This window comes from uncultured Campylobacter sp., from assembly GCF_937996225.1.
Taxonomy (GTDB): domain Bacteria; phylum Campylobacterota; class Campylobacteria; order Campylobacterales; family Campylobacteraceae; genus Campylobacter_B.
Genome location: NZ_CALKTC010000044.1, coordinates 1 through 25,334 on the forward strand (window position 1 = coordinate 1; position 25,334 = coordinate 25,334).

The window sequence follows — 25,334 nt, forward strand, 5'->3', positions numbered from 1 at the left end:
TCATACTTTTATTTGCTATTTGATAGTTTCAATTCCCAACGGGATGGAATTCTACAAAGTATCTATTTCATACTTTTATTTGCTATTTGATAGTTTCAATTCCCAACGGGATGGAATTCTACAAAGTATCTATTTCATACTTTTATTTGCTATTTGATAGTTTCAATTCCCAACGGGATGGAATTCTACAAAGTATCTATTTCATACTTTTATTTGCTATTTGATAGTTTCAATTCCCAACGGGATGGAATTCTACTTTAAGGATATGCTTGGTGATGGAAAGTCTATACCGTTTCAATTCCCAACGGGATGGAATTCTACGAAGCATATAGCTTCAAGCTTGGGCAAAAAAGACGGTTTCAATTCCCAACGGGATGGAATTCTACTACGACGGCTGGAAAGCGGTAGCAAACGCAATGAGTTTCAATTCCCAACGGGATGGAATTCTACATAAAACTTTCGGGCAAGCCTACGTAGTGCCGTTGTTTCAATTCCCAACGGGATGGAATTCTACAAGATGTTTGACGCCATTACGTTAAGTGTGAGTGATTGTTTCAATTCCCAACGGGATGGAATTCTACGCATAGAGCGCATAAACTCCAAGCAGTCGGTATTGGTTTCAATTCCCAACGGGATGGAATTCTACTCGACTTCGCGCAGCGCTCTGATAAAAGGCTTGAGGTTTCAATTCCCAACGGGATGGAATTCTACAGTAGTGCAAAGGCAAAAACGTTCCAAGATGCCGAGTTTCAATTCCCAACGGGATGGAATTCTACTATGCGCCGATACTATCATGGCGTAAAATACCAAGTTTCAATTCCCAAGGAGATAGATTATTCGCCCAATTTATATTAATAAAGTATTTTAGATTCACCTCGCCAAATTTACTCCACCAAAGCGTGGAATTTACCCTGCAGGATAAATTCCGCTGAATTTTACTTCACCCTCTTTATCTCGATCTCGCCGTCACGTGCGCCGATTTCGATTTTATCGCCCGTTTTGATCTCGTCGCTTAGGATCATATCGGCGATCTTATCCTCTACTAGATCGTAGAGCGCCCTTCGTAGCGGCCTTGCGCCGTATTCGATATCAAAGCCCGCCGAGGCGATGAGCTTTTTGGCATTTTCGCTTAGGCTTGCGTTAATGCCGCGATTTGCGAGCGTTTTTTGCAGGCTTTTAAACATAATGCCCACGATTTTTATAAGATCGTCCTCGCTTAGGGCGTTGAAGATCACGATGTCGTCTAGACGGTTGATAAATTCGGGCTTGAAATAATTCTTCAGCTCGCTCTTTACCGCCTCCTCTCGCTCGGCAAGTGCTACCTCGCGCGGCTTGTCCGTATTTTTGGCGTCAAGCTCCATAATCTTAGCCGAGCCGATATTGCTCGTTAGAATGATGATCGTGTTTTTGAAATCGACCGTAACGCCCTTGTTGTCGGTCGCGCGCCCGTCGTCTAAAATTCCAAGCAGGATGTTAAAAACGTCCTTGTGCGCCTTTTCGATCTCGTCAAAAAGCAGCACGGAGTAGGGCTTTCTGCGCACAGCTTCGGTAAGCTGTCCGCCTTCGTCGTAGCCCACGTATCCGGGAGGCGCGCCGAGCAAGCGCGAGACGCTGTGTTTTTCCATATACTCGCTCATATCAAAGCGGATCATCGCCCGCTCATCGTCGAATAAAAACCTCGCTAAACTCTTCGCGCTCTCGGTCTTGCCGACGCCGGTAGGGCCTAAAAACAAAAAGCTTCCGATCGGGCGGTTTTCGTTCACGAGGCCGGCTTTGTTGCGCTTGACGGCGCGAGCGATGGCGTGCAGCGCCTCGTCCTGCCCCACGACGCTTTCTTTTAAGTGCTCCTCGATATGAAGGAATTTCTCCTTTTCGGAGGAGAGCATTTTGCTTACCGAGATGCCCGTCCATTTGCTTAAAATTTCAGCCACGCTCTCCTCGTCCACGCGGTTTCGCAAAAGCACGCCGTTTTCTTTCATCGCATCCCACTTCGCCTCAAGCTCCTTGACCTTTGCCTGCGCGGCGGGGATCTTGCCGTATTCGATCTCGGCGGCCTTGCTAAGATCGCCGTTGCGTCTTGCTAGGCTCGCTTCGTTTTTGAGGCTGTCGATCGCCTTTTTCTCCTCGCTGATGCCGCCGAATACGGACTTTTCATTTTCAAATTTAGCCTGAAGCGCATTTTTCTGCTCGGTTAAATTTTCGATCTCTTTATCGATCTGCGCGAGCCTCTCGTCGTTTTTGCCGTCATCCTCCATCTTAAGGGCTTCCTTTTCGACCTGAAGCGTAAGGATGTCGCGCTTAGCCTTGGCAAGCTCGTTTGGCTCGCTTTCGATCTGCATTTTAAGCTCCGCCGCCGCTTCGTCAATGAGATCGATCGCCTTATCGGGCAAAAACCTATCGCTGATGTAGCGGTCGCTTAGCCTTGCGGCGGCGACTAGCGCGCTATCGGTGATGGTGACGTTGTGATGCACCTCCAGCCGCTCCTTTATGCCGCGCAGGATCGCCGTGGCCTCGCTCACGCTAGGTTCCGCGACCGTTACGGGCTGGAAGCGGCGCTGAAGCGCGGCGTCTTTTTCAAAATACTTTCGGTACTCTTTCAGCGTCGTAGCGCCGATAGCGTGCAGTTCGCCGCGCGCAAGAGCGGGCTTTAGGATGTTTGCGGCATCCATAGAGCCTTCGCTTGCGCCCGCGCCTACGATGGTGTGAATTTCATCGATGAAAAGCACGACGTTTGCGGCTTTTACGACCTCGTTTATGACGGCTTTGAGCCTATCTTCAAACTCGCCGCGGTACTTCGCGCCCGCGATCAGCGCACTCATATCAAGCGCGATGACACGTTTGTTTTGCAGACTAAGCGGAACCTCTTTTTTTGCGATCAGCTGCGCAAGACCCTCGACGACTGCGGTTTTTCCCACGCCCGGCTCGCCCAGTAGGATAGGGTTGTTTTTCGTCTTGCGGATTAAAATTTGCATCATTCGCGAGATTACCTCGTCGCGACCGATGACCGGATCGAGCTCGCCCGCGATCGCCTTGGCGGTGAGATCGACGCCGAATTTACTAAGCGCCTCAAGCGTCTCGTCGGCGGTTTGCGAATCGATGCTTTTGCCGCCGCGAAGCGCCTCTAGCTCTTTTTTGATCTCGCTAAGATCCGCAAATTTAGACAGAATTTTCTTTAGCGGATCGGCGTTTAAATTTGCGATCAGCCAAGTGTCTACGGCAATAAATTTATCGCCTGAGCTCGTCATCAACCCCTTTGCGAGCTCTAGCGAGTTCATCAGCTCGCGCGAGATTCGCACGTTTTCCTTCGTGACGTTTGAGCTCGTAGGCAAATTTGAAATTTCGCTTTTGATCTCGAGCTCGACTGCGGTCTTTTCGATGCTAAATTTATTAAAAATTTGATTTAGCACCGAGCCGCTGTCGGCTACCAAAGCCCAGAGCATGTGCAATACGCCCACTTCGCTATTTTTGGAATGGATCGCCAAAGAAACGCTGCTTTCAAGCAAAGAGCGCATTTTATCGGTTAAAATTTCAATAGTTTCGTTCATAAATTTTCTCCTAAAGTTGAAGTTGATCGCATTATATAACTTTAGTGTCTTTATGTCAAGGTTTTTTAGTGAGATTTTAAAATTTTCGGCTTAAATTTATCCGTAAACGCGCAAATTTCGTATAAAATTTACCTTATTTTTAGCCAATTTTCTATAAAATTCGCTACATTTTATTTTCAAGGATATGCTTTGCGACAAAAACACCTCTTCTTCGGCTTGGGATTCATATTTTCTCTATTTTTAGGCGTTAGTTTTTTTACCGGAAATTTACAAGCCAGAGAGGTCAATGCGACTAAAAAACCAGACAGCGAAAAAACGCGTCTGGAGGCGCTAGCCAAGCTTACCAAGACGCTTGCGATCGTCGAAAACAATTATGTCGATGAGATGACCTTCTCGGAGCTCGTGGATAAGACGATCTCGGGGCTTATGAATAACCTCGACGCGCACTCAAGCTATATGGACGAAAAGGCGTTTAACGACACGAAAGTCCAGACCGAGGGCGAGTTCGGCGGGCTTGGAATTCAGGTGGGTATGAAAGACGGCGCTCTGACCGTCATCTCGCCTATCGAGGGGACTCCTGCCGATAAGAAAGGCATTCAGGCTAACGACGTGATATTGCGTATCGACGGCAATGCGACTTTCGGCATCACGATCGACGATGCGGTCTCAAAAATGCGCGGCAAGCCGAAAACTAAAATCACTCTAACGATCGTGCGTAAGGGAGTTAGCAAGCCTTTCGACGTCGAGATTATCCGCGACATAATCAAAGTAGAATCGGTCTATGCTAAGATGATCGAGGAAGATAAAATTTTATATCTGCGCGTTACGAATTTCGATCAGCACGTGGTAGCGGATGCGAGCAAATTTATAAAAGAGCACAGAGACGCCAAAGGCATTATTTTGGATCTGCGAAACAATCCGGGCGGGCTTTTGGATCAGGCGATCGGGCTTGTAAATTTATTCGTAAGCAAAGGTCTTATTGTCTCTCAAAAAGGACGTGCAAAAAACGAAACCGAAGCGCATAACGCCGATCCTAAAAAGAAGATCACCGATTTACCGCTTGTGGTTTTGGTTAATGGCGGCAGCGCGAGCGCGAGCGAGATTGTAAGCGGCTCGCTTCAGGATCTAAAGCGCGCCGTGTTGGTTGGTGAAAAAACTTTTGGCAAGGGAAGCGTGCAGGTGATCCTCCCGATCGAGGATAAAGAAGCTCTGCGACTAACCATCGCGCGTTACTATCTCTCAAGCGGTCGCACCATCCAAGCTGTGGGCGTGACGCCTGATCTCATAGTGGCGCCGGGCAAGGTGCCGAGCCGCGACGAGGATGAATTCTCGCTAAAAGAGGCCGATCTTAAAAAGCACCTGCAAGGCGAGCTAGCCAAGGTTGAGACCAAGAAAAAAGATGCTCAGAAAAAGGATGAGAAAAATTTCATCACAGCAGAGCAGATTAATAACGATATCCAGTTAAAAACCGCAATAGACGCGATAAAAATTCTAAACATCAAGTAAGGAGAGTGTGATGCAAGCTACCAAAAAAGAGCTCATCTACGAAGGCAAGGGCAAAAAGATGTGGTCGGTTAACGAAAGTGACGACCTTTTAATCTCGGAATTTAAAGATTCGCTGACGGCGTTTAACGGCGTCAAAAAAGCCGAAGAGAGCGGCAAAGGCGCGCTGAATTGTAAAATTTCGACGCTGATTTTTGATCTGCTTAAAAAGCACGGCATCGCCACCGCGCTTGTTGAGACGATCAGTCCGACCGAGCAGCTCGTAAAAAAATGCAAGATTTTCCCTCTTGAGATCATCGCTCGCAATATCGCCACCGGCTCGCTTACAAAGCGCCTAGGCATCAAAGAGGGCACGAAGCTTCCGTTTACGCTGGTGGAGTTTTGCTATAAAGACGACGAGCTGGGCGATCCGATACTAAATGATGAGCATTGCTTGCTGCTTGGCGCCGTAAAGAGCCAAAGCGAGCTTGACGAGCTCAAAAAGATCGCGCGCAAGATCAATGAAATTTTGATTAAATTTTTCGACGAGCGAAATTTAAAGCTCGTTGATTTCAAAATTGAGCTTGGCAGGGATAAGGACGGAAATATCCTGCTTGCAGATGAGATCAGCCCCGATAGCTGCCGCTTTTGGGACAAACAGACCGACAAAAAGCTCGATAAGGACGTATTCAGGCAGGATCTTGGTAGCGTAAAAGTGGCCTACGAAGAGGTCTTGCGTAGAATTTTAGGATAAGCGATGAAGGTGATCGTAAACGTAAGGCTTAAGCAGGGCGTGCTCGATCCGCAGGGCAAGGCGGTTTTGCACGCCCTTGCTGCGCTTGGATTTAGCAGCGTACGAGATGTGCGCGTAGCCAAACAGATCGTCCTTGAGCTAGATGGCGAGGATAGGGATAAAATTTACGCCGACGTCGCTAGAATGTGCGATGAAATTTTGGCAAACACCGTCATCGAAGACTACGAGATCGTGATATGAAGATAGCGATCGTAAATTTCCCAGGCACCAACTGCGAGCGCGACACCAAATACGCCTTTGATAAGCTTGGTTGCGAAACGCAGATAATCTGGCATAAAGAAACCGACATAAACGCCGATCTGATCGTGCTTCCCGGCGGCTTTAGCCACGGAGATTATCTGCGAACCGCGGCGATTGCTAAATTTAGTCCGGTGATGAAGGCGGTTCTTGCTCATGCTGCGCGCGGCGGCTATATCCTAGGCATCTGTAATGGCTTTCAGATGCTTTTGGAGCTAGGCTTGCTCGCAGGCGCGATGAATAAAAATATAAATTTAAGCTTTATCTCAAAATTTCACAATTTGCGCGTCGTTTCAAACGACAATAAATTCCTGCGCTGTTGCGATAAGGGCGAAATTTTAAATATCCCGATTGCGCATGGCGAGGGCAACTACTATGCGCCTGCAGATACGCTAAAGTCGCTATACGACGAGGATTGCGTGCTGTTAAAATATTGCGACGCAAACGGCGCGGATCTAAATCCGAACGGCTCAGTGGACGCAATTGCTGGGATTTGCGATAAAAATAAAAAGATTTTCGGCCTGATGCCGCATCCTGAGCGCGCGATAGAGCCTATTTTAGGCGGCAAGGACGGAGAGAAAATGCTAAAAGGCTTAATTTGCTAAAAAAAATTCTTACTATTTTAGGTGTCTGTACGCTTGCGTTTGCTGCGCCGGAGATTGAGATCGATTCGCTTGATGATCTAAGTAAATACGCGCCGAAAAAAGCTGAGGATAAGCCCGACGAGCCGCAGACGCGCGATAATTCTAAGGTAATGCTGAAATACAATAAAAAAGAGGTTATGTCGATGGATAATTTAAGCATCGACGATCTTAAGGCTTTGGCGCCTACTAACGAAGTCGATCTTGATGTATCCGACGATAAGGTCTATCAGGACATTAAGCCTAAGGAGCTTACGCTAAAAGCCAGCGGGATGCCTAGGAAGGTGTATTGCAATCAAATTTTTAAGATCGATTTCGCCGTATATTTGGGGCAGAAAATCACCGTTAAGCCAAAGCTAGAGATCAGCCGCACCAATGGTATGAAGTGGCTTAATGCCGATAATCTTACGTGGATCGAGGGCGACGAGATGTTTGAGACGACGCTGTGGTTTGCGGCAAGCGATAAGAGCGATAAGATAAATGAGCTCGTTTTGACGCTGCAGCGCAATGGAGAATTCTTTGAAAAAAGCTCTATTAAGCCTGATAATCCGGAATTTATGAAGCTTGACACGAAGCCTAATTTTTCGCATATCGTAGCTGACGAGCTGAAACTTAAAAACTACAAAACTACTAAATTTGACGACGCTTCAAATTTACTCACGCTTGATCTTGGTATCCGAAACGGCGCAATCAGCGCTTTTAGCATCGATAATCCAGCCATCATAAAACAGGGTGTGGACTCCGTACGCGGCACATACGCAAGTCAGAGTGGATATTATTTCGCCGTCGTGGATAAAAATATCACAAATTTAGACTTCAGCTATTTTAATCTTAATACTAAAAAATTTGAAAATTTCGGTCTTGAGCTTAATCCGCGCGCCGAGGATCTTAGCACGCAGATCGGTCTAAATCCGAAAGAGAGCAAGTTCGAAGCCTACAAGCAGATCGCGATCTACACGCTAGCTGCCGTGCTTTTGGTGATGTTTCTGCTTAGCAAAAATATCACGCCGCTTATCTTTGCTGTGCTAATTTTGGCGGTAAATTTCTATGCTCAAAGGCCTTACGGCACGGGCAGCATCGCGCAAAATTCCCCGGTTAGAATTTTGCCTATGCAAAGCTCCACCGTGTTTTACGTGACTAAAAATCCTGAGAAGGTCGAAATTTTGGGTACGAATAAGGAATTTTATAAAATCATGCTGGGCGGCAACAAGATCGGCTGGGTTAAAAAAGATGAACTTAGCAAGGATTAGAGCGTTATTTTACGCGATTTGGTTTATTTTTACCGTCGTTTGCGTCGTAATCGCCATGGCGGTGAAAAACTCCTCTCATCGCCGCTTTCGCCGCATTTGGGGGCGCTTCCAGCGCTATGGCATCGGATATGATATCGAGATCATAGGTACTCCCGATCCGCGCGCGCAGCTACTCATCGCCAACCACCAAAGCATAATGGATATCGTCGTGCTCGAAGAGACCCATCCCGCCGATATCTGCTGGATCGCTAAAAAGGAGATCGCAGACATCCCTATTATCGGCAAAATCATCACTCTTCCGAAGATGATCCAAGTCGATCGCTCCAATCCGCGCGATCTGGTGCGGATCGTGCATGAAGTGCAGCAGCGCGTGAGCGAAGGGCGCGTCATCACGATGTTTCCCGAGGGCACCAGACATCGCGGCACGCAGCTTTTGCAATTCCAAAGCGGCGCCAAAGCGATCGTTAGCAAGCTCGGTCTGCGCGTCCAGCCGGTGGTGCTCATCGGCACGCAGCACATCGCAAACTCTCACGATTTCACCGTCCACAGCGGACATGTCAAAATCATCTACCTAGACCTGCTCGATACGAGCGATAAAGATTGGCTGCAGCACGCCAGAGAGGCGATGCAAGCCGTAATCGACGAAAACGAAACCGCCGAAGCATAGGTAGAATTCATAAATTTATCGATGAAATTCAAACGCGACTTTTGTTAATTCGCGCGATTTCTGTGCGCAGCAGCGCGTTTATTTGCGCTTTGATTTGCGGCGTGGAATTTTAAAATTTTATTCGTGCGCGCGGACGACGAAATTTTAAAATTTTATCCGTGCGTTTAGGTAGTGGAATTTTAAAATTTCATCTAAGCAGCAGGCGGCGAGTTATCGGCGAGAGACCCGCAAGAAAACAGCGCCTACATAAAAGCGAAATTTTAAAATTTACGCGGTGCGGCAAGATGTGGAATTTAGCGTATATTTAGCCATTTGCGCAAATGGCTAAACGATTTGTCGCAAGAGCAAAAGATGGCGGCAACCCGCAAGCAGTCTTAAAATTTTAAATTCTTAAGGAGGAGAGAATGGCGTTTGTTACAGAGGAAATTTCAAAAGAGGATGTCGAGAAATACGATTTGCTAAAACCGTGCAATGAGATATGCAATAAGTATTATCAGGGTGAGCTTGATTGGGTAGATTTAAATTCGAGAGATTGGTGCATAGATCGAGAAAGAGGTATTTGGCTTTTTGTAGTACGCAGTATCACTATCGGAGATCCTAGAGATATGGAATTTAGCGGAGAAGTGATATGGCTTTTGCATTATAGAGGCAAAGATATAGAGATCGATCTGAGGAATATACATAATGAATATACCGGTAAAAAAGATACGGATAATCCGTTTATACTAATATATGAACTGGAATCCATAAGAAGCGATATCGGGGATATACCAAAACAAGAGATTGTAGATATTTTAAAAGAAATTTTAAATGAGTTTAAGGGAGGAGACGTTATAACGTATTTTATCCCTAAAGAGAATATTCAAGTAATTTTCATATCAAAAATTTAAAGCAAAGGAGATAAGGTGGCGTTTATTACAGAGCGTATTTCAAAAGAGGATATTGAAAAATATAGTTTATTGGAAACGATAAACAAAATACGCAAAAAATATGATGATGACGAAATTAGTTTATGGTTTTTAAAAAGATTAGATTGGTGTATAGACCGAGAAAATAACACTTGGCTAATTCGTATATCGCATGATTATTTAAGAGATATAGGAGATTATGCCTTAACTAAAACGATATGGCTATTGCATTATAAAAGTAACGATATAGAGCTGGACTTGAGGCGGATTTTTAATGATGAAACGATTGGCGATCCGCATAGAATTATTTATGAGCTTCACGATATAAAAACAGATGCCGAGAATACAACCAGCGATGAAATTATAGATATTTTGAGAAAAATTTTAAGCGTATATGGCGGTGGCGGAGTTGGACTAGAAAATTTTACTCCAAAAGAAAAATTAAAGGCAAGCTTAATAGTCAATTTAAAGCAAAGCAAGAATACGAGCCACAGGGCAAAACAACAAATGCCGAATTAAAGAAATAGTAGATGATTAAACCGCCTGCGATTAAGAAAACTATTTGCTTTATGCCGATCATCAATATACAGTCGATTTAAAATTTTACCGTCGTAATAGGATAAATTTTAAAATTCCGTCCGTTTAAATCAACGTCGGCTTTAGCTTGCGCGCCGAAAAGTCGGGCTTCTCGCCGCGAGCTAGAGCGATGAGCTCATCCGTCGTAATTAGATAAAACCCCGCGAGGTCTCTACCGAAAAGCCTTTGGATTTCATCGCTTCTGCCGTCTAAAAAATCAAGCGCAAGTTTGGAATTTACTAGCAAAAAATCGCTTCCGCTATCAAACGCGTCAAATAAAATTTCGCCCCCCAGCCGCAGCGCGCACTCCCGCTCCCGCTCGTATATCTGCGCCCCAAGCGGCGCGCCTTCGCAGCCAAAGTGCACGATCTGCGCGCCCAGCCTGCTGGCTAGATCCTCTGCAGCCTCGTCGTACCACACGGCGACGTTAAAGCCGCTAAAATCGTGCTTCGCGCTCGCTGCGTCAAATTCCGCCATGCTCTGTGCGCTTAAAATTTTATTGCTGCGCGCGGGCTCAAATTTTAAAATATCGCAAAACGCCCTGTATGCCGCGCGGTCGTCAAACTCCATCCCCACGGCGTCGCACTTCGTAAAATACGCCATCTGCGGCTCGATGATCTCCAAAATCCTCATGCGCTCGCTCGGGTGCGTCTGCATCAGGCGGTGCGCGAAGATAAAGGCGCTGTTGCCCAAAAACTCCCGTGAACATGCGGGGATTTTTGTCGAGTAAAAATAGGGCGCGAGGCTTTTGTAAAACTCGAAATCAGAGACGTCCGCGATGCCCTCAAAAGCTTTAAATTTATCCAAAAATGCCCTCGGCTCGCAGCGCAGATCTTTAATCGCTTCTTTTTCGCTAAGAGGCGAGATGATTAGCTCGCTTCCAAAGTGCGCTAGCAGCGTATCTAGCGGCTCTTTTACGCTCACCGCGGTGCCGCCGATTTTTACAAATTCCACCCCCTGCGCGCTGAAATAGGGATCGTGCGCGGAAATGTCGTCAAGCAGTGCCGCAAGATCGGCAAAGGGCGCGCTTTCATAAACATAGGGCTTGAAGTAGCTTGCGACGTCGCAGCGAGGATCGAAGCGAAAGAGCCTGATTAGCATTTTTCATCCTTTTTTATGGCGAATGATACTAGAATTTGCCTTAATAATGAGTTTTTTAGGCTCAATTTTATAAAATTACGCCTTAGATTAACGCAAAGGCCGGCTATGAAAAATTTATACACCTTAAATCACGCGCCGATAAATGCGCATTTTAGTAAAAACTCAGGCGATTTCGTCGTGCGCGAAGTACCGCTTTACGAGCCTAGCGGTGAGGGCGAGCACTGCATTTTGCTGCTGCAAAAAAAGGGCATCGGCACGCACGAGGCACTGCGGATTTTAAGCGAACATACGGGCGCTAAGATGCGCGAGTTCGGCTACGCGGGGCTTAAAGACAAGCAGGGCCTTACGACGCAGCATGTTAGCATACCCGCTAAATTTGAGCCCGCGCTGGGCGGATTTTCGCACGAGAGCCTTAAAATTTTAAGCGTGCAAAGGCACAAAAACAAGCTTAAAATCGGGCATCTAAAGGGCAACGACTTTTTCATCCGCTTAAAAAAGGTCCTACCGCCCGACGCCGTCAAGCTCGCAGCCGCGCTAGATACGCTAGGGCGCGAGGGCTTTGCGAACTACTTCGGCTATCAGCGCTTCGGCAAGTTCGGCGACAACGCGGCGCAGGGCGAGGAGGTGCTGCGCGGACAGAGGCGGCTTAAAAACCCCAAAATGCGCGACTTTCTAATCAGCGCCTATCAGAGCGAGCTTTTCAATCGCTGGCTTAGCAAGCGGGTCGAAATTTCAAAATTTGCGGCGGAATTTAGCCTTGGAGAGTTTGCTAAAATTTACGGGCTAAGCAAGGAGGAGGCGCGCGAGATCACGGCTCAACCGCAGTTTTTTAAGCTTTTAAGGGGCGAGATTTTAGGGCATTTTCCCCGCGGCGCGTTTTTTAGCTGTGACGATCTTGGCGCGGAGTGCGAGCGCTTCGCGAAGCGAGAAATCACGAGTGCAGGCCTTATCGTGGGGCGAGCGAAGTTGCGAGCTAGCGGGCTTGGCGGCAGATTTGAAGATGAAATTTTCGCGCCTGCTCGCGAGTTTGAGGCGCAGATGAACGGCTCGCGCAGGTTTGCATGGAGCTTTATGGAGCGCGTGCAGCACGCCTATGATGCGCAAAATGCGCATTTTAGCTTCAGTTTTTACCTGCCGAAAGGCTCTTACGCGACGGTCGTTTTGGAAGAAATTTTGCACCGAGATATATTCGAAGGCGCCGCAACGGACGAGGATTGAGCCGCATCGCGCCGCGGATTAGGGCTCATGCTATGTCAAACCGCGCCGTAGAGTAGGGTTTACGCCGCACTTGCGCTACGTCGTAGCGTGCCACGCCGCGGATTAGGGCTCGCGCCACGCCCTACGCCAAACCACGCCACGTCGCGGTGCACCACGCTGCACGGAATTTTAAATCTTGGCTGCGTGGATTTAAATTTGCGCGGTAGATGAAATTTTATGAAATTTTATGAAATTTTATGAAATTTTATCGCAGTAAGCGTGCCGTTTTGTCTAAGCCATAGAATTTAAAATTTTATTCTGCTCGGCCGTAGGTAAAATTTGCTAAATTTCACCTTTTTATAGTTGTCCAAATTTATTTTCGTCAATAACCAGCAAAATATTATTAAGCTTAAAATCGCTTAAGTCTTTTATCTACTATTGCCCATTTACAATATTTTCAAAAAAATTATTCTCTTCCCAAAAGTAGCATTCTAATATTTTTAAAATTCCATTTTCCAAAAGAACCATTGCTCCTCCAATGTTTTCATCAGAAAGCATCAAATTTACATTGCCGACAAAACCGTTGTTTTTGCTTTTTTCTAATATTTTTTTACACTCGAAATGGCAATAATATCCGGCTGTCGAAACCTCTCTTTTTGTAATTTCTGAATTTTCAAACTGCTTATAAAGCGCATAATCGCCTAAATCATCACTTATTAGCTTAATAATTTCAGCTTCGATATTTGCAATATCTGTAAAATTATCGAGGGATAAACATCGTTCCGATTTTTGGTTTTCCATTTTTTATAACTCCACGTACAGTAATTTCATAGCCTTTAATATTAACTTTATAGCCATTAGTAAAATTATTTGGTAACTTACCATTTGCCATATCTTTTTCAAGTTCTTTAATTATAGCATTATAAGCTTTTTGTTGATTGTTTTCAAATTTATTTAAAAAATCATCTAATTTACACCCCTTTTTTGTTAAAGATATGATTTAATTTATTAGCTTCTTTATTGTCATCATCCTCCGGCGGCAATGGTGCAGGGGCGGGAGTTTATACTTGCTCACGCCAAAAATTCCACCCCTTAAATTCCACGAGCCGTAAAATTTAAGCCAAAAAAGCTATAATTGCGCTCGGGTGTGGCGTGCGGTCGCTCCGCAAGGAGAGGAAAGTCCGAGCTGCGATAAGACAAGGTTGCGTCTAACGGACGCCGGGGGCAACTCTAGGGAAAGTACAACAGAAAGCAAACCGCCGCGCAAGCGGTAAGGGTGAAAGGGCGGGGTAAGAGCCCACCGCGCGCGTGGAGACACGAGCGGCAATGCAAACCCAACCTGCAGCAAGAACGGGTGGTTTCGTCTTATATTCGAACCGTTCGCTCGAACCGATTTGCAAAAATCGGTCTAGATAAATGACCGCTGTAACGGAACTCGGCTTATAACCACACCTATTTTTACGCCGAATTTATTTACTTGGAATAAGGAAAGAATTTTGAAAAGCTTAATCTTATGCAGCGCGCTTTGCGCCGTCGTTTTAGGGCTCGGAGGCTGCGCGAGTGCGGGCGCTGATAAATCTATAATCTTGCAAGGTGACGCCCACGATCGCGCCTGTGCGGAGGTTTATGAGCACTATAAAGAGCTTGAAGCGGAGCTCTTGGCGGTCGAGGATCGATACGCAAACCCAAGCGTCGCAAACGATTATATACAGGCTTACGATGAGTACGAGCGCACCATTGCCTACTACAATAAAAATTGCGCGACCGATAAATAAACGGCGTAGATTGAGCGTGATTTAGTATAAACATGACTGCGGCACAGCGGCGCAAAGCGCTCAAAATTTTATAAAATTTCTAAAAACTATTGAAAATTTTACGCGAAGCAGAAAGCGTCTAAAATTTATTGCGTACGCTTAGCTATAGCGATACGAGGTCGCGGCACGGCGTATATCGGCGGTGCTTATTTGTGCCCGCATTTAGCTTAGCACGCCAAATTTGCTGTAATCGTATAACGGCGTCACACTCGCGCATTGGCTAAGGAATGCGCAATTTATTAATCGAATCGGCGCTAAGCCTTGAAGTTGCGAAGTCGCACCAAAAATTCCGTCAAGTGGAGTTGGTTGCTGTGCCCGTTTATGCGTCCACTAAAGCCTTGTAGCCTCAAAATCCGTCGCGTAGATTTGATCGGCGCCTAGGCACTTGGATCGATCATAAAATCAGGTCTCAAAAATCCTATTACTCAGTTTTGACCTGCTGCGCGATTTTCGCGGCGTATAAGGGTGGTAAAATGTGAGATCATTAGCAGTATTAAGGCACATGGCACGATTTTTTCGCTTGCGCATGCGGCTTTTAGGCGCTCGGTAATTCCAGTTTGCGCGCAGAATTTAGACATGCGGTTATTTTGGATTTCAGAGGTGAGCTTTGGAATTTTTAGCGAGAAAGTTTTTTTGGCAGGTTTGCGGTGCTATAGCTTTGATTTTTGCCGAGAAATTTTAGAATTTTATGATTTTGCAGGAGAATTTTGTGTGTTTTGGCGCCGCGTCGAACTTAAAATTTTATCTTGCCGCCGTGTAAAATTGCGCGCCTAATCTTTTTGTATTTTTAAATACGGCGTATGTTTTGAGATTTGTGCCCGTTTTTAAAATTTTGCTCCGAATAAACGCCGAATTCACAAAATGAGTCGCCCGGTAGATAATGTTAAAAAGCCTGCAAGCCTGCAATGCAAAAGCTAAAGCTTTATGAGAGGCGGAGCCTAAGGCGCCTTTGCCGATAATTTAGCCGCGTACAATGCCGCCGCGTTACGGCGTGCTAAGGCACCCGAAGCGCCGCATTGTACGCTACGGTTTGCTTCATTATAGCTCGCTAAAACGCTCAAAGCGGGCTTTTAGAGATTTTGCATTTTTGTTTAAAAGCTCCGCTTGCGCGGCGAGCTTATCTGCGTATGTTTGAAGCGACGTCGCATACTTAGCATGCGCCTCAAAGTCCGATTTTAGCGCGTAAATTTCATCTTTTACCGATTTTATATTTTGCACGAGCGCCTCATCTTTTACGAAGGTGCGGATCGTGCCTAAAAGCGCCAGCAGCGTCGTGGGTGATGCCGCAAAAATGCCGATTTGCGCGCAGTATTCAAGCACCTGCGGCAGCTTCTCGCAGACGTAGACGAAAACCGCTTCGCTGGGCACAAATAGCACCGCAAACTCCGTGCTAAGAGGCGGTATTATGTATTTTTCCGCGATATCTGCGGCGTGCTTTTTCATATCGGAGGCGAGTTGCTTATCCGCACTAGCAAGCGCTGCGGCATCGTTTGAAGCGGAGGCAGCGATGATCTTTTCATAGCTTTGAAGTGGGAATTTTGAGTCGATGCAAAGGATTTTTCCTTTTGCGATATGCAGCGCGCAGTCTGCGATCCTGCCGTTTGGTAGGTGCTTTTGCAGCTCGTAAAACGAGGCGTTTTGCCCATAGATCATCGATAAAATTCTCTCTAATCGGTACTCACCGAAGTTGCCGCGCAGCTTGACATTACCTAAAATCGAGTTTAGCCTTGCGATTTCGTCGCGCACCTGAAGTGAAGTTTTATTTTGCTCGCTCATTCGCGCTAGATTTTCCGCTATGTCCTTAAAGCCACGATCTAGCGAGCTTAAATTCTCGCTAAGCGCGCTATTTTGGCGCTGCAAACCCTCGCCTAGGGATCTATTAAGATAATAGAGCTTATCGTTAAAGCCGTCGTTTAGGCTTTGATTTAGCTTAAAAAGCTCGGCACTTGCTCTCGCACTTTGAGCTGTGAGCCTTTCGTTTAAAAGCTCGCTAAGCGTGGAGTTTGCATCGCTTATGCGGCGGTTTTGTAGCACGAGCGCGATCAGCAGGGCAAGCACTAGCGCAGCAAAAAATGCAAACGCCGCGAGCAAAATCCCATCAGCGCCCATTTTCTTGCACGCTTTGCGGATCTAAAATTTCATTTTTGTAGCGCAGATATTCGATGTCGTTGTTAAGCGCGCGATTTTCCTCAAGCAAAACCTCGTGTTTGGTGCGAAGCGCGGCGATGTCGCGGCTGATGTAATAAATTTCGTTGCGGATGTAAATCGCCGGCACCGTCAGCAAAAACGCAAATCCGATCAGCAGATAAACGACTAAAAGCTGATAAAGCGTGAGATTTTTCTCCTTTTTTTTCTCAGCGTCGTAGTTACGTAGTAGCTCGTCTTGTGCGCCCGCGAAACTGCCGTAACCGCGTCCTGCAGCAAGGCTTGCATAATCATGCGCGCCCAGATCCGCGTAATTTTGATTTTGCGTGCCTGTAAAGCTTGCATCTGCAAACGCCGCATAATCCGCCTTGCCGACAAAATTGGCACCTGCGAAATCGCCGTAGCTCGCTCCAGTTGCGGATTTCTCGCTACCGCGAGTGACTGAAAGATTTACGTCGCCGCGTCCTTTGAATTTTACTTCGCTGCTTTTATTAAATTTTGTTCCGCCGCTTTCGGAATTTAGATAGTTTTGGGTATTTGTAAAGCCTGAACTTTCGAATTCCAAGCCGGTAAAATCGTCGTAACCGCCCGCTGCGCCCGCGTAGTTTCGTTTTACGGAAAGATCCGCGGCAAGCTTATCCTCTAGCTCCTCATCCGTCAGATCCTCCATAGCTCGTCTTTTTGCGAGCTCTATGCCCGCTAGATCGGATGTCCCTGCGAAGTCGTGCCCGTCATCGTCGTCGGCAAAATATTCATATTTATTCATTTAAAATCTCCATAAATTTAAAACCACGATCTTATCTTTACTCGCCGCCAAAGCGCCTGCGTCAAGATAAATTCAGCTCGAAACCCGCAGCTAGCGTGTATCCAGCAAAGTGTGCACCCAGCAATGAGCCGTTAAGGTAAAATTTAAAAGCAAAGCTACGAGCAAAATTCTTCTTTGCAATTTTACCTCGGTAAATGGAATTTTATCTTAACTCGCCAAATTCTATCTCGGCCAGCAAAAGCAAAATTTCACTTTAACGGGCTATTTCGTTTATTTAGCTGGCTCTTTGCACGATATTGTATAGCAGCAGAAGCTTCAAAAGAAGCATCGCGTTAATTTTGCTCGCTTTTTGCACCGCCTGCTTGGGAAAATTCGCTTTGGTGGGTAAAAATCGAGCTCACTTTACCGAGATTGACTATTTATAAAATTTTGTCAAACAATCTGAAAAACCGCTTAAAATTTTACTGCGTCTTCGATGTGCCTTAAAATTATAAGCGAAGGATATCGCTTGCAAGATAGGCTTTATCATCTAAAGGTCGATGAAACTACTGCTCGCTTACAAAATTTCGTTAAAGCAAAGGGCGAGTTTGACATTACGCCGCTTGCTTTAGGCGCCAAATTTTAACTTTTGTTCGGTTTTATATCTATGTTGCCACTTAGTTTTTAAAATATGCAGCAACTAAATCTCATAAAATTATACGTTAAATATAGCGTAAAATTCAACATTAAATTTTATGATTTAGACATTGCGCGTTCGAAATAACGCTGAAAATATCATAAATTCTAAAGCGAATCTTTGAAAGCTGAATTTTAAAATTCCATAAAATTTTAAAATTTAATGCCTGCAAATCTATAAATTTTACAAAATTTCGTCAAAATTTAAAATTCATAGCAAGCAAAGACGGTTATTTCAGTCGAAAAATTCTTAGCTTTGCGCTCGCTGCTCGCGAGTTTTGCGCAAGCTCTTGCGCGTCCGCTATTATAGGGCTTTTGGTTAGGATTTTACCCAACGAATGCCCGCCGCCGCATTCGCAGCGCATAAATTCTCTAGGACAGACGCAATCGCGCTCCCACGCCTTAAATCGCTCCTTTACTATGCGATCTTCAAGCGAATGAAACGAGATTATAGCGACAGTTGCATTAGTTAGAATTGAATCGCGCGATTTTTGCTCGATAAGTGCGAGCAGGCGTCTTAGCTCGCCAAGCTCGTTATTTACCTCGATGCGGATCGCCTGAAATGCTAGCGTAGCCGTGCTGATGCTGCGCCCTTTAACGGGCTTCGTTCCGATTAAATTTGCCAAAGCTTTAGCGCTTGTTAGTGGTGCGTTAGTCCGCGCAGTAGCTATTTTAGCAGCGATTGCGTTAGCGTTTGTTAGCTCGCCGTATTCGCGGAAAATGCGCGCCAGATCTGCTTGTGAGTAGTGGTTTACGACGTATGCCGCATCTAGAGCTGCGCTCTCATCCATTCGCATATCCAGCGCGTCGCTTTTAGTGGAAAAGCCGCGGCAGTTTTTATCCAGCTGAAGCGACGAAACGCCGATGTCGGCTAATATCCCGCGAACTGCGCGGAGCTTTTGCTCGGGCAGAATTCCTAAAATTTCGCTAAATTTTGCTTTGTGGATTTCTATGCGATCTTTAAATTTACTGAGCCGCTCGCGCGAAAATTCTATCGCTTCGGCATCTCTGTCGCAAGCGATAAGCTTAAGGCGCGGATTAGCGGTCAAAATGCCCTCGCTGTGCCCTCCGTAGCCTAGTGTGCAGTCGATAACGTAGCCGTCCTCAAGCTGCGAAAATGCGGCGATCGTTTGCGAAAAAAGTACCGGAATATGTGGAGCTTGCACTTAAATTTATCCTTTTGAAATTTCTAATCCTATATAATAGCGAAATTTTTTACAAAGGCGAGAGATGGACGAGTATTATTATGAAATTTTACGCAAAATTTCGCTTTCGATGTTTAGAGATAGGCTTTTTGGGATCTTTCACGGCTCGATTTCAGCAAAAATTAAAGAAAATCAGTTCTTGATCAACAAAAAAGACGCGATTTTCGATAACCTGGATAGGGATGATTTTATAACGCTATTTTCAAAAAAAGACTACCGCTGGCAAGATGCTAGCATCGATAGCGATATACATATAAATATTTACAAAAATATAAAAGAGGCGAAATTCGTAACCTACGCGACACCGCCGTATCTTGTCGCATATACGCTGGAGCATGATTTCATTTTGCCGCGAGATTACTTTGGGGCGAGTAAATTTAAACGCATTGAAATTTACGACCCCAAGAGCTACGACGACTGGCACGAGCGTGCGCCGTATGAAATTTGTAACTATATGATAAATGAAAATAGCGATATAATGGTGATTCGCGGCTATGGGGTTTTTGCCCATGCAAGGAGCGCGCAGCAAATGGCGAAAAAAATAGCGATTTTAGAAATGAGTTCAAAGCTGCTTTTGCTAAGCTAAGATTAATGTATACCAAATCATTTACTAACACGTTATAATTCGCCAAAAATGCCTATTTTTCAGCCTTACATAAGGTTTTATCTGTATAATTACTAACAAAAAATTTCTTTAGTTAGCTATTTAAGGATTTAGATGATAGAATGGATGCAAAAGCATAAGAAGTCGCTTATACCGACGATCTGGATAAGCACGATAGCTTTCGTGGGCGCAGGCTTCGTCGGCTGGGGCGCATATGATATGAACGCTAACCGCGCAGGCTCAATCGCTAGAGTAGGGCAGATTTCTATAACAAATCAAGAACTAAACACAAAATACTCCGAACTATACAACAGACTGAGTGCTATGAGCGATGGGCAATTTACTCAAGAACAAGCCAAAAATATGCATCTAGATCAGATCGCAATAGATCAGCTAATCGGCGAAGCGTATTTTCTAAATTTTGCTAAAGATTTAGGCATTCAGGCTAGTGATAAAGATGTGGCGGAATTTGTGCTAAGCTCGCCGAATTTCCAAGAAAACGGCGCGTTTAGCAAGGAACTTTACGATAATGTCGTAAGGAATTCAGGACTTACTAAAAAGGAATTTGAGCGCAATCTACAAAGGGTCCTAACTTTAGAAAAGCTCGGCAAAGCACTAAAAATAACGCCTAGCCCTAAGATCGTAGAAGCATTTGCAGCATCACAGCTGATGCAGGATAAGGTTTCTGCAGAGATAATCTACGCAGACGCTAACGTCACTTTTAACGACGACGAGCTAAAGAAATTTTGGGAAGGCGAGAAATCGCACTTTATGACCGAGAAAAAATATACTCTAGGAACATATTTTGTGGCACCTAGCAATGCCGATGTGAATGATACGGAACTAAGTAAATTTTATGAAGAACACAGAGGCGAGTATAGAAGCCTGGATGATAAATTATTGGATTTTGCAGAGGCTAAGCCTAACGTCTTAAAAGATTACCGGATGGATCAGGTTAAAAAAGACGCTACAAAGGATTATCTGGAGATTAAAAAAGGCAAGCTCGATACTAATGAAACTATAGTTGCTACGGATAGCAATTTTCCAATATCTGAGATTGAGGTAGCAAAGCCAGGAGATGTCATCAAGCCTTTCGAGTACAAAGGCGGATATTTGATTGCTAAACTAAACGGTGTAGAGCAGCCTAGGCAGATGAGCTTTGAAGAGGCTAGGTCTTTGGCTTCTAAAGAATTTGAAACGAAAAAACGTAAAGAGCTACTTGAAAAAAGAGCTCAAGATACGCTTAAAAATTTCAAAGGCGAAGATTTCGGCACGCTATCTCTTAATAGTAAAAATAATACCAAGCTAAGCGATGACGAATTTTATAAATTTCTTATCGATATGTTTAATAAGCCTGCCAAAGAAGGAATAGTGATGTTTGATAACAAAGCCGTAGTGTATAAAATTTCACAGCAGAGCCTAGGTAGCAGCGAAGAGATAGATAAAGAAAAAACGATCGTAGCTGATAGGATAACCACGTTATTAAATTCCAATCTGCAAGACGATCTAACCAAAATGCTAGAAAAGCGCTATAAAACCGAAAGATATTTTAAAGGTAAAGACAGTGAGTGAGTATATTTTAGGTCTAGATATAGGCTCAACTAAAATTCGCGCGATAATCGCTAAAAATGATGGCATTTTTACGGTCTTAGGTGTCGGCGGAGCCGATACTTTAGGTATCAAAAAGGGCGTCATAACAAACATAGAGCAGGCCGCGGGCTCAATAAAGCAAGCGGTGAAAGCAGCGGTAAAAGGCGCTGGTAGAAGCTACGATAAAGCCATTATATCTATCTCGGGCTCATATGCCAAAAGCGTTAAATCTCGCGGTGTCATAACTATGGAAAATGAGATCGGGCTGGATGAAATAAAGCGTGCCATGCAGGTTGCCGAAGCGCAAGCAAATGTGCCTAGCGATAGTGTAATTTTGCACGTGCTTCCGTATGATTTCAGAGTTGATGAGCAGGAGCACATCGAAGATCCGCTCGGTATGAGCGGCACGCGCCTAGAGGTATCTACGCATATCGTCATCGCGCCGGAAAGCTCAATTAAAAATTTGAAAAAATCCGTAGAGATGGCCGGCGTGAAGGTCGATAATATTGTCCTTTCAGGCTACGCATCCTCCATATCTACGCTTAGCAAGGACGAAAAAGAGCTCGGCGTAGTACTGATCGACATGGGTGGCGCTACATGCGATATAGTCATCCACCTGGGGAATTCCTTGCGTTATAACGATGTTGTGATGTTTGGCTCCAATAACGTTACTAACGATCTATCGCGCGCCCTACACACACCGCTTCCATATGCGGAAAACATAAAGATTACCTACAACGATCTAATTAATCAAGGCAATAGCGAAGTTGAATTGCCTGCTTTGGGAGATAGCGAGTCAGAAAACCACATAATAAGCCTTGAGATCATTTCTCAAGTCATACTCGCTCGCGTTAAAGAGACCTTCGATATGATAGCCGATAAGATCGAAAGAAGCGGCTATAAAGACCGCATAGGCGCAGGTATCGTGATCACCGGCGGCATGGCGAAGTTAGACGATGTGCGCGATCTAGCGGCGATAGTTTTTGATAACACTTCCGTTAGGGTTGCAAGAGCAAAGAGCGTGGGCGGCCTGCACGAGATTGCTGATGATATTTCAAATTCTTGCGCACTAGGACTTTGCATGTATGGCTTTGGCGAATTTACTCCTTACGAGATGGACTCTAACGGCAAACTCCGCTACAAAGACGAAGTTATAAACAAGGCTCCGAAACGAAATGTGAACGAATATTATGAAAAAGAGGTCAGTAAGGCGATAGAAAAAGAGGGCATCAGAGCGGATAGCGGTGCGGCTAAGAAGGAGGATTTGAATATCCAACTTCCCAAAAAAGACGGACAGAATTTTTTCAATAAAATTTGGTCGTCTATGAAAAATTGGTTTTAAATTTTAAGCTAAGGAGATACTCGTGAAAGGATACAGTATGGAAGAAAGAAAGGGCATCTACGGTGCCAAGATGAAGGTTATCGGCGTTGGCGGCGGCGGATGCAACATGATAAATCATATGATCCGCGAAGGATTTACCAAGACCGACGTTGAGCTTATGGTGGCTAATACCGATGCACAGGCGTTAGAAAAGTCGATCGCAAATACTAGAATTTTACTAGGCGAAAACACCACCAAAGGCCTTGGCTGCGGTATGGATCCAGCGCTTGCCAAGATGGCTGCGGAGGAGAACTACGACGATCTTAAGGACCGCTTGGACTACTCCGATATCGTTTTCGTTGGCTCCGGTCTAGGCGGCGGTACCGGCACGGGCGCTGCACCTATCGTTGCAAAAGCTGCGAAAGAGAAAAAAGCGCTAACTATCGGCGTCGTTACTACCCCTTTCGGTTTTGAGGGTAAAAAGCGCATGAGATTAGCACAAGAGGGTCTTGAAGAGCTTAAAAAAGAGTGCGATTCCATAATCGTTATCCCAAATCAAAATTTATTGAAGATCATCGATAAAAAAACCGGTCTAAAAGATGCCTTTAAGATTGTGGACAATGTCCTATTCCAAGCCGTAAACGGTATGATCTCCGTGATCTTAGAGTCTGGCGATAGCGATATCAATGTCGATTATGCCGACGTAAAAAAGGTAATGACGCACCGCGGTTTGGCGCTTATGGGTATCGGCGTTAGCGAAGGTGATGGCGCGGCAGAAGAAGCGCTAAAAAGCGCGATCCAATCTCCGCTTTTGGACAATACCTCCATCCACGGCGCTATGGGTGTGCTAGTGCATTTTAAGATGTCGCCTGATTGCTCCTTGCTTGAGATCGAATCTGCTATGAATATCATCGAAGATACCGTGGATAAGGACGCTGACGTTACTTGGGGTACCACCACCGATCCTAAGATGGAAAACAACCGCGTCGAAGTTACTCTCATCGCCACCGGCTTTGAAAGGAGCATCGAGGAAAAAAAGCAGGTCGCCAGCGATAATGTAGCCGATCGCAGGAAGGCGCTTTTGGAGAGCATGGGTCGAAATTCTATCTTTTCTAGACAGAAGGTAAGCAGCGGTGATTTTAACGGGGACGAAACCTACGACGAGCTCGACGAGCCCGCATTCCTACGAAACCAGATGGACTAAATGCGCAGACGAGATAGGCAGCTAAGCGAAGATGAGGCGTTAAAAATCATCGACGAGAGCGAGTACGCTACGCTTAGCTGCATAGACGATAGCGGCGAAATTTTTAGCGTGCCTATCTCGCCGGTGCGCGATGCAGACATTATTTATATCCACGGCGCGCCTGCCGGCACAAAGGCGAAACTCTTTCAAAACGGACGCGCGGTAACGGCGGTTTTTGTTAGCTACAACCGCGTTCCTACCCCAAGCGACGAAGAATACCGATCTATCGCAAACGACGCTGCCGCTTTAGGCTCTAGAGTTTATACGACGGAGTACCGCAGCGCGATCGCCGTTTGCGAAGCAAGCGAAGTAGAAGATGACGAGCGTAAAATTTATGCTCTACGGATACTATGCGAAAAATACACCCCAAACTACATGTCGCGCGTGGAGTTCGCCTCCAGAGCATCATTAAAGCGCATGAAAATTTACGAACTCAAAATGAAATCTGTAACCGCAAAGGCTAAAATTTTATATAATTAAATTTAAGAAATAAAAAATATAAATATAAAGGAAGTGTGAAAAATGAATGAAACAATAAAATTATTACAAAATAGACGTTCTGTAAGGGAATTTACAGGCGAAAAATTAAAGGAAGAAGATTTACAAACAATTCTTGAAACTGCCCAAAGAGCTGCAAATTCAGTTAATGGTCAGCAAACTTCATTGATTGTCATAAGAGATAAGGAAAAATTAGCAAAAATCGCAGAATTATGTGGCGGACAAAAACATATCGCCCAAGCTGAAGCATTTATTTTTGTACTAATCGACTTCCACCGTGGAGTTTATGCTTCAAATTCACTTGGAAAAAGAAACATCGCTCCAAAATCAGCCGATGGAATCCTAGTTGGAGCAGTAGATGCTGGAATTATGGTAAACGCATTGCAAACCGCAGCTTTTGCCCTTGGTTACGGAGGTACTGTAATCGGCGCAATTAGAAAAGAAACAAAAGAATTTATAAAAATGCTAGGACTTCCAAAATACGTATTTCCAATCGTCGGAACAACAATCGGAGTCCCTGCCAAAAGAAACCTGACAAGAGTAAAACCAAGAGTCCCACTAGATACATTCGTATTTGAAGACACTTATAATGCGAAAAAAGTTGAAGAAGGAGTAGAATTCCACGAAAAAGACACCATAAAATGGCGTGAAGAAAACAACACCCCACAACTGCCATCATACAAAGAAATGCTAGTAAGAATCTACGAAAACTTCTACAACAAGTCAAAACAGGATTTAGAAGATCAAGGATTTAAATTTACTGATGACTTGGAACAAGATTTATAATTTTAAAAAAAATTTTATTTTAAAATAGACTTAAATATAGATAAAAAAATACCAAGCAAAATTTCGTTAAAGAAAAAAGAACTGTTTGAGCTTTTGGAATATATTTTGAATGAAATGCAGTTACTTTTATTAAAATAGTTGAAATTCAAAAGCGAGTTTTCTTTTTTCTTTATAAGAAAGTTTTGCGTAAAGCGGGGATGCAAGGGCATGGCGTTTGATGCCCTTGCGTTAAAAATAAATATGAAAAAAAAATTATTAATCTACAAATC

22 protein-coding genes, 1 other RNA gene and 1 CRISPR repeat array are annotated in these 25,334 nt (G+C 44.9%); of the genes, 17 read left to right on the plus strand and 6 right to left on the minus strand.

The features are described 5' to 3' along the window. Nucleotides 1-92: 92 nt before the first annotated feature. Nucleotides 93-840: direct repeats of the CRISPR family, unit length 30 nt; unit sequence GTTTCAATTCCCAACGGGATGGAATTCTAC. Nucleotides 841-935: 95 nt separating this feature from the next. Next, nucleotides 936-3,545 carry an AAA family ATPase gene (locus tag Q0174_RS05360; RefSeq protein ID WP_298042116.1) on the minus strand — a complete coding sequence of 870 codons (2,610 nt, stop codon included), beginning with the start codon at nt 3,543-3,545 and terminating at the stop codon, nt 936-938. 216 nt (nt 3,546-3,761) lie between these two features. On the opposite strand from Q0174_RS05360, the gene Q0174_RS05365 reads away from it, so the two are divergent. The 8 genes from Q0174_RS05365 to Q0174_RS05400 all read left to right on the plus strand — a co-directional run bounded on the left by Q0174_RS05365 (nt 3,762) and on the right by Q0174_RS05400 (nt 10,063). After that, nucleotides 3,762-5,051, plus strand: coding sequence for a S41 family peptidase (locus Q0174_RS05365; RefSeq protein WP_366112568.1), 1,290 nt, complete (start codon nt 3,762-3,764; stop codon nt 5,049-5,051). 10 nt (nt 5,052-5,061) lie between these two features. Beyond that, on the plus strand, nt 5,062-5,781 hold the full coding sequence (purC, locus tag Q0174_RS05370) for a phosphoribosylaminoimidazolesuccinocarboxamide synthase (protein WP_297882374.1): 720 nt from the start codon (nt 5,062-5,064) through the stop codon (nt 5,779-5,781). A gap of 3 nt (nt 5,782-5,784) precedes the next feature. Next, a complete protein-coding gene (gene purS / locus Q0174_RS05375; protein ID WP_297995235.1) occupies nt 5,785-6,021 on the plus strand; it encodes a phosphoribosylformylglycinamidine synthase subunit PurS in 237 nt (78 codons plus the stop codon). Further along, nucleotides 6,018-6,683 (plus strand): phosphoribosylformylglycinamidine synthase I, encoded by a 666-nt coding sequence (purQ, locus tag Q0174_RS05380; RefSeq protein WP_298042118.1) that lies wholly within the window; start codon nt 6,018-6,020, stop codon nt 6,681-6,683. The genes purS and purQ overlap by 4 nt, the downstream gene beginning before the upstream one ends. Continuing rightward, nucleotides 6,677-7,969 (plus strand): SH3 domain-containing protein, encoded by a 1,293-nt coding sequence (locus tag Q0174_RS05385; RefSeq protein WP_295152901.1) that lies wholly within the window; start codon nt 6,677-6,679, stop codon nt 7,967-7,969. The genes purQ and Q0174_RS05385 overlap by 7 nt, the downstream gene beginning before the upstream one ends. After that, nucleotides 7,950-8,636: a lysophospholipid acyltransferase family protein gene (locus tag Q0174_RS05390; protein WP_298042122.1), complete on the plus strand. Its 687-nt coding sequence runs from the start codon at nt 7,950-7,952 to the stop codon at nt 8,634-8,636. The genes Q0174_RS05385 and Q0174_RS05390 overlap by 20 nt, the downstream gene beginning before the upstream one ends. A gap of 404 nt (nt 8,637-9,040) precedes the next feature. Then, entirely contained in the window at nt 9,041-9,526 is a 486-nt protein-coding gene (locus Q0174_RS05395; protein WP_298042123.1) for a hypothetical protein, read from the plus strand. 15 nt (nt 9,527-9,541) lie between these two features. Further along, nucleotides 9,542-10,063, plus strand: a complete 522-nt coding sequence (locus tag Q0174_RS05400) for a hypothetical protein (RefSeq protein WP_298042126.1) — start codon at nt 9,542-9,544, stop codon at nt 10,061-10,063. Nucleotides 10,064-10,186: 123 nt separating this feature from the next. On the opposite strand, the gene Q0174_RS05405 is transcribed toward Q0174_RS05400, so the two are convergent. Beyond that, nucleotides 10,187-11,221, minus strand: a complete 1,035-nt coding sequence (locus tag Q0174_RS05405; protein WP_298042128.1) for a hypothetical protein — start codon at nt 11,219-11,221, stop codon at nt 10,187-10,189. Between the two features lie 105 nt (nt 11,222-11,326). Here Q0174_RS05405 and truD point away from each other — a divergent pair, with 105 nt between their 5' ends. Next, nucleotides 11,327-12,439 carry a tRNA pseudouridine(13) synthase TruD gene (truD, locus tag Q0174_RS05410; protein WP_298042130.1) on the plus strand — a complete coding sequence of 371 codons (1,113 nt, stop codon included), beginning with the start codon at nt 11,327-11,329 and terminating at the stop codon, nt 12,437-12,439. A gap of 414 nt (nt 12,440-12,853) precedes the next feature. On the opposite strand, the gene Q0174_RS05415 is transcribed toward truD, so the two are convergent. Then, nucleotides 12,854-13,219: a hypothetical protein gene (locus tag Q0174_RS05415; RefSeq protein ID WP_298042132.1), complete on the minus strand. Its 366-nt coding sequence runs from the start codon at nt 13,217-13,219 to the stop codon at nt 12,854-12,856. 341 nt (nt 13,220-13,560) lie between these two features. Here Q0174_RS05415 and rnpB point away from each other — a divergent pair. Together rnpB and Q0174_RS05425 are read left to right on the plus strand one after the other, a co-directional pair. Continuing rightward, nucleotides 13,561-13,877: RNase P RNA component class A (gene rnpB / locus Q0174_RS05420), an RNA gene on the plus strand. 37 nt (nt 13,878-13,914) lie between these two features. Beyond that, nucleotides 13,915-14,193 (plus strand): hypothetical protein, encoded by a 279-nt coding sequence (locus Q0174_RS05425; protein ID WP_298042134.1) that lies wholly within the window; start codon nt 13,915-13,917, stop codon nt 14,191-14,193. A gap of 1,077 nt (nt 14,194-15,270) precedes the next feature. On the opposite strand, the gene Q0174_RS05430 is transcribed toward Q0174_RS05425, so the two are convergent. The 3 genes from Q0174_RS05430 to rsmH all read right to left on the minus strand — a co-directional run bounded on the left by Q0174_RS05430 (nt 15,271) and on the right by rsmH (nt 18,984). Next, the gene (locus Q0174_RS05430; RefSeq protein WP_298042136.1) at nt 15,271-16,341 is read right to left on the minus strand and encodes a DNA recombination protein RmuC; all 1,071 of its coding nucleotides are present in this window, start codon (nt 16,339-16,341) and stop codon (nt 15,271-15,273) included. Continuing rightward, nucleotides 16,331-17,143, minus strand: coding sequence for a hypothetical protein (locus Q0174_RS10995; RefSeq protein WP_366112566.1), 813 nt, complete (start codon nt 17,141-17,143; stop codon nt 16,331-16,333). The genes Q0174_RS05430 and Q0174_RS10995 overlap by 11 nt, the downstream gene beginning before the upstream one ends. Before the next feature lie 905 nt (nt 17,144-18,048). Next, a complete protein-coding gene (gene rsmH / locus Q0174_RS05440) occupies nt 18,049-18,984 on the minus strand; it encodes a 16S rRNA (cytosine(1402)-N(4))-methyltransferase RsmH (RefSeq protein ID WP_298042138.1) in 936 nt (311 codons plus the stop codon). 64 nt (nt 18,985-19,048) lie between these two features. Here rsmH and Q0174_RS05445 point away from each other — a divergent pair, with 64 nt between their 5' ends. The 6 genes from Q0174_RS05445 to Q0174_RS05470 all read left to right on the plus strand — a co-directional run bounded on the left by Q0174_RS05445 (nt 19,049) and on the right by Q0174_RS05470 (nt 25,065). Continuing rightward, nucleotides 19,049-19,609 (plus strand): class II aldolase and adducin N-terminal domain-containing protein, encoded by a 561-nt coding sequence (locus tag Q0174_RS05445; protein ID WP_298042140.1) that lies wholly within the window; start codon nt 19,049-19,051, stop codon nt 19,607-19,609. A 132-nt stretch (nt 19,610-19,741) separates the two neighbouring features. Beyond that, a complete protein-coding gene (locus tag Q0174_RS05450) occupies nt 19,742-21,199 on the plus strand; it encodes a peptidylprolyl isomerase (RefSeq protein ID WP_298042142.1) in 1,458 nt (485 codons plus the stop codon). After that, nucleotides 21,192-22,559, plus strand: a complete 1,368-nt coding sequence (ftsA, locus tag Q0174_RS05455; RefSeq protein WP_177389106.1) for a cell division protein FtsA — start codon at nt 21,192-21,194, stop codon at nt 22,557-22,559. Before Q0174_RS05450 ends, ftsA begins: the two co-directional genes overlap by 8 nt. A gap of 22 nt (nt 22,560-22,581) precedes the next feature. Further along, nucleotides 22,582-23,742, plus strand: a complete 1,161-nt coding sequence (ftsZ, locus tag Q0174_RS05460; protein WP_040303139.1) for a cell division protein FtsZ — start codon at nt 22,582-22,584, stop codon at nt 23,740-23,742. Continuing rightward, the gene (locus tag Q0174_RS05465) at nt 23,743-24,261 is read left to right on the plus strand and encodes a pyridoxamine 5'-phosphate oxidase family protein (RefSeq protein ID WP_298042143.1); all 519 of its coding nucleotides are present in this window, start codon (nt 23,743-23,745) and stop codon (nt 24,259-24,261) included. 42 nt (nt 24,262-24,303) lie between these two features. Next, nucleotides 24,304-25,065, plus strand: coding sequence for a nitroreductase family protein (locus Q0174_RS05470; protein WP_298042145.1), 762 nt, complete (start codon nt 24,304-24,306; stop codon nt 25,063-25,065). The last annotated feature ends 269 nt before the right edge of the window (nt 25,066-25,334 follow it).

Excerpts from the sequence above, each read along its gene's own strand:
- Q0174_RS05360 (WP_298042116.1), bottom strand. The coding sequence starts at position 3,545 with ATGAACGAAACTATTGAAATTTTAACCGATAAAATGCGCTCTTTGCTT.
- purC (WP_297882374.1), top strand. The coding sequence starts at position 5,062 with ATGCAAGCTACCAAAAAAGAGCTCATCTACGAAGGCAAGGGCAAAAAG.
- purS (WP_297995235.1), top strand. The coding sequence starts at position 5,785 with ATGAAGGTGATCGTAAACGTAAGGCTTAAGCAGGGCGTGCTCGATCCG.
- purQ (WP_298042118.1), top strand. The coding sequence starts at position 6,018 with ATGAAGATAGCGATCGTAAATTTCCCAGGCACCAACTGCGAGCGCGAC.
- Q0174_RS05390 (WP_298042122.1), top strand. The coding sequence starts at position 7,950 with ATGAACTTAGCAAGGATTAGAGCGTTATTTTACGCGATTTGGTTTATT.
- Q0174_RS05395 (WP_298042123.1), top strand. The coding sequence starts at position 9,041 with ATGGCGTTTGTTACAGAGGAAATTTCAAAAGAGGATGTCGAGAAATAC.
- Q0174_RS05405 (WP_298042128.1), bottom strand. The coding sequence starts at position 11,221 with ATGCTAATCAGGCTCTTTCGCTTCGATCCTCGCTGCGACGTCGCAAGC.
- truD (WP_298042130.1), top strand. The coding sequence starts at position 11,327 with ATGAAAAATTTATACACCTTAAATCACGCGCCGATAAATGCGCATTTT.
- Q0174_RS05415 (WP_298042132.1), bottom strand. The coding sequence starts at position 13,219 with ATGGAAAACCAAAAATCGGAACGATGTTTATCCCTCGATAATTTTACA.
- Q0174_RS05430 (WP_298042136.1), bottom strand. The coding sequence starts at position 16,341 with ATGGGCGCTGATGGGATTTTGCTCGCGGCGTTTGCATTTTTTGCTGCG.
- Q0174_RS10995 (WP_366112566.1), bottom strand. The coding sequence starts at position 17,143 with ATGAATAAATATGAATATTTTGCCGACGACGATGACGGGCACGACTTC.
- Q0174_RS05445 (WP_298042140.1), top strand. The coding sequence starts at position 19,049 with ATGGACGAGTATTATTATGAAATTTTACGCAAAATTTCGCTTTCGATG.
- Q0174_RS05450 (WP_298042142.1), top strand. The coding sequence starts at position 19,742 with ATGATAGAATGGATGCAAAAGCATAAGAAGTCGCTTATACCGACGATC.
- Q0174_RS05465 (WP_298042143.1), top strand. The coding sequence starts at position 23,743 with ATGCGCAGACGAGATAGGCAGCTAAGCGAAGATGAGGCGTTAAAAATC.
- Q0174_RS05470 (WP_298042145.1), top strand. The coding sequence starts at position 24,304 with ATGAATGAAACAATAAAATTATTACAAAATAGACGTTCTGTAAGGGAA.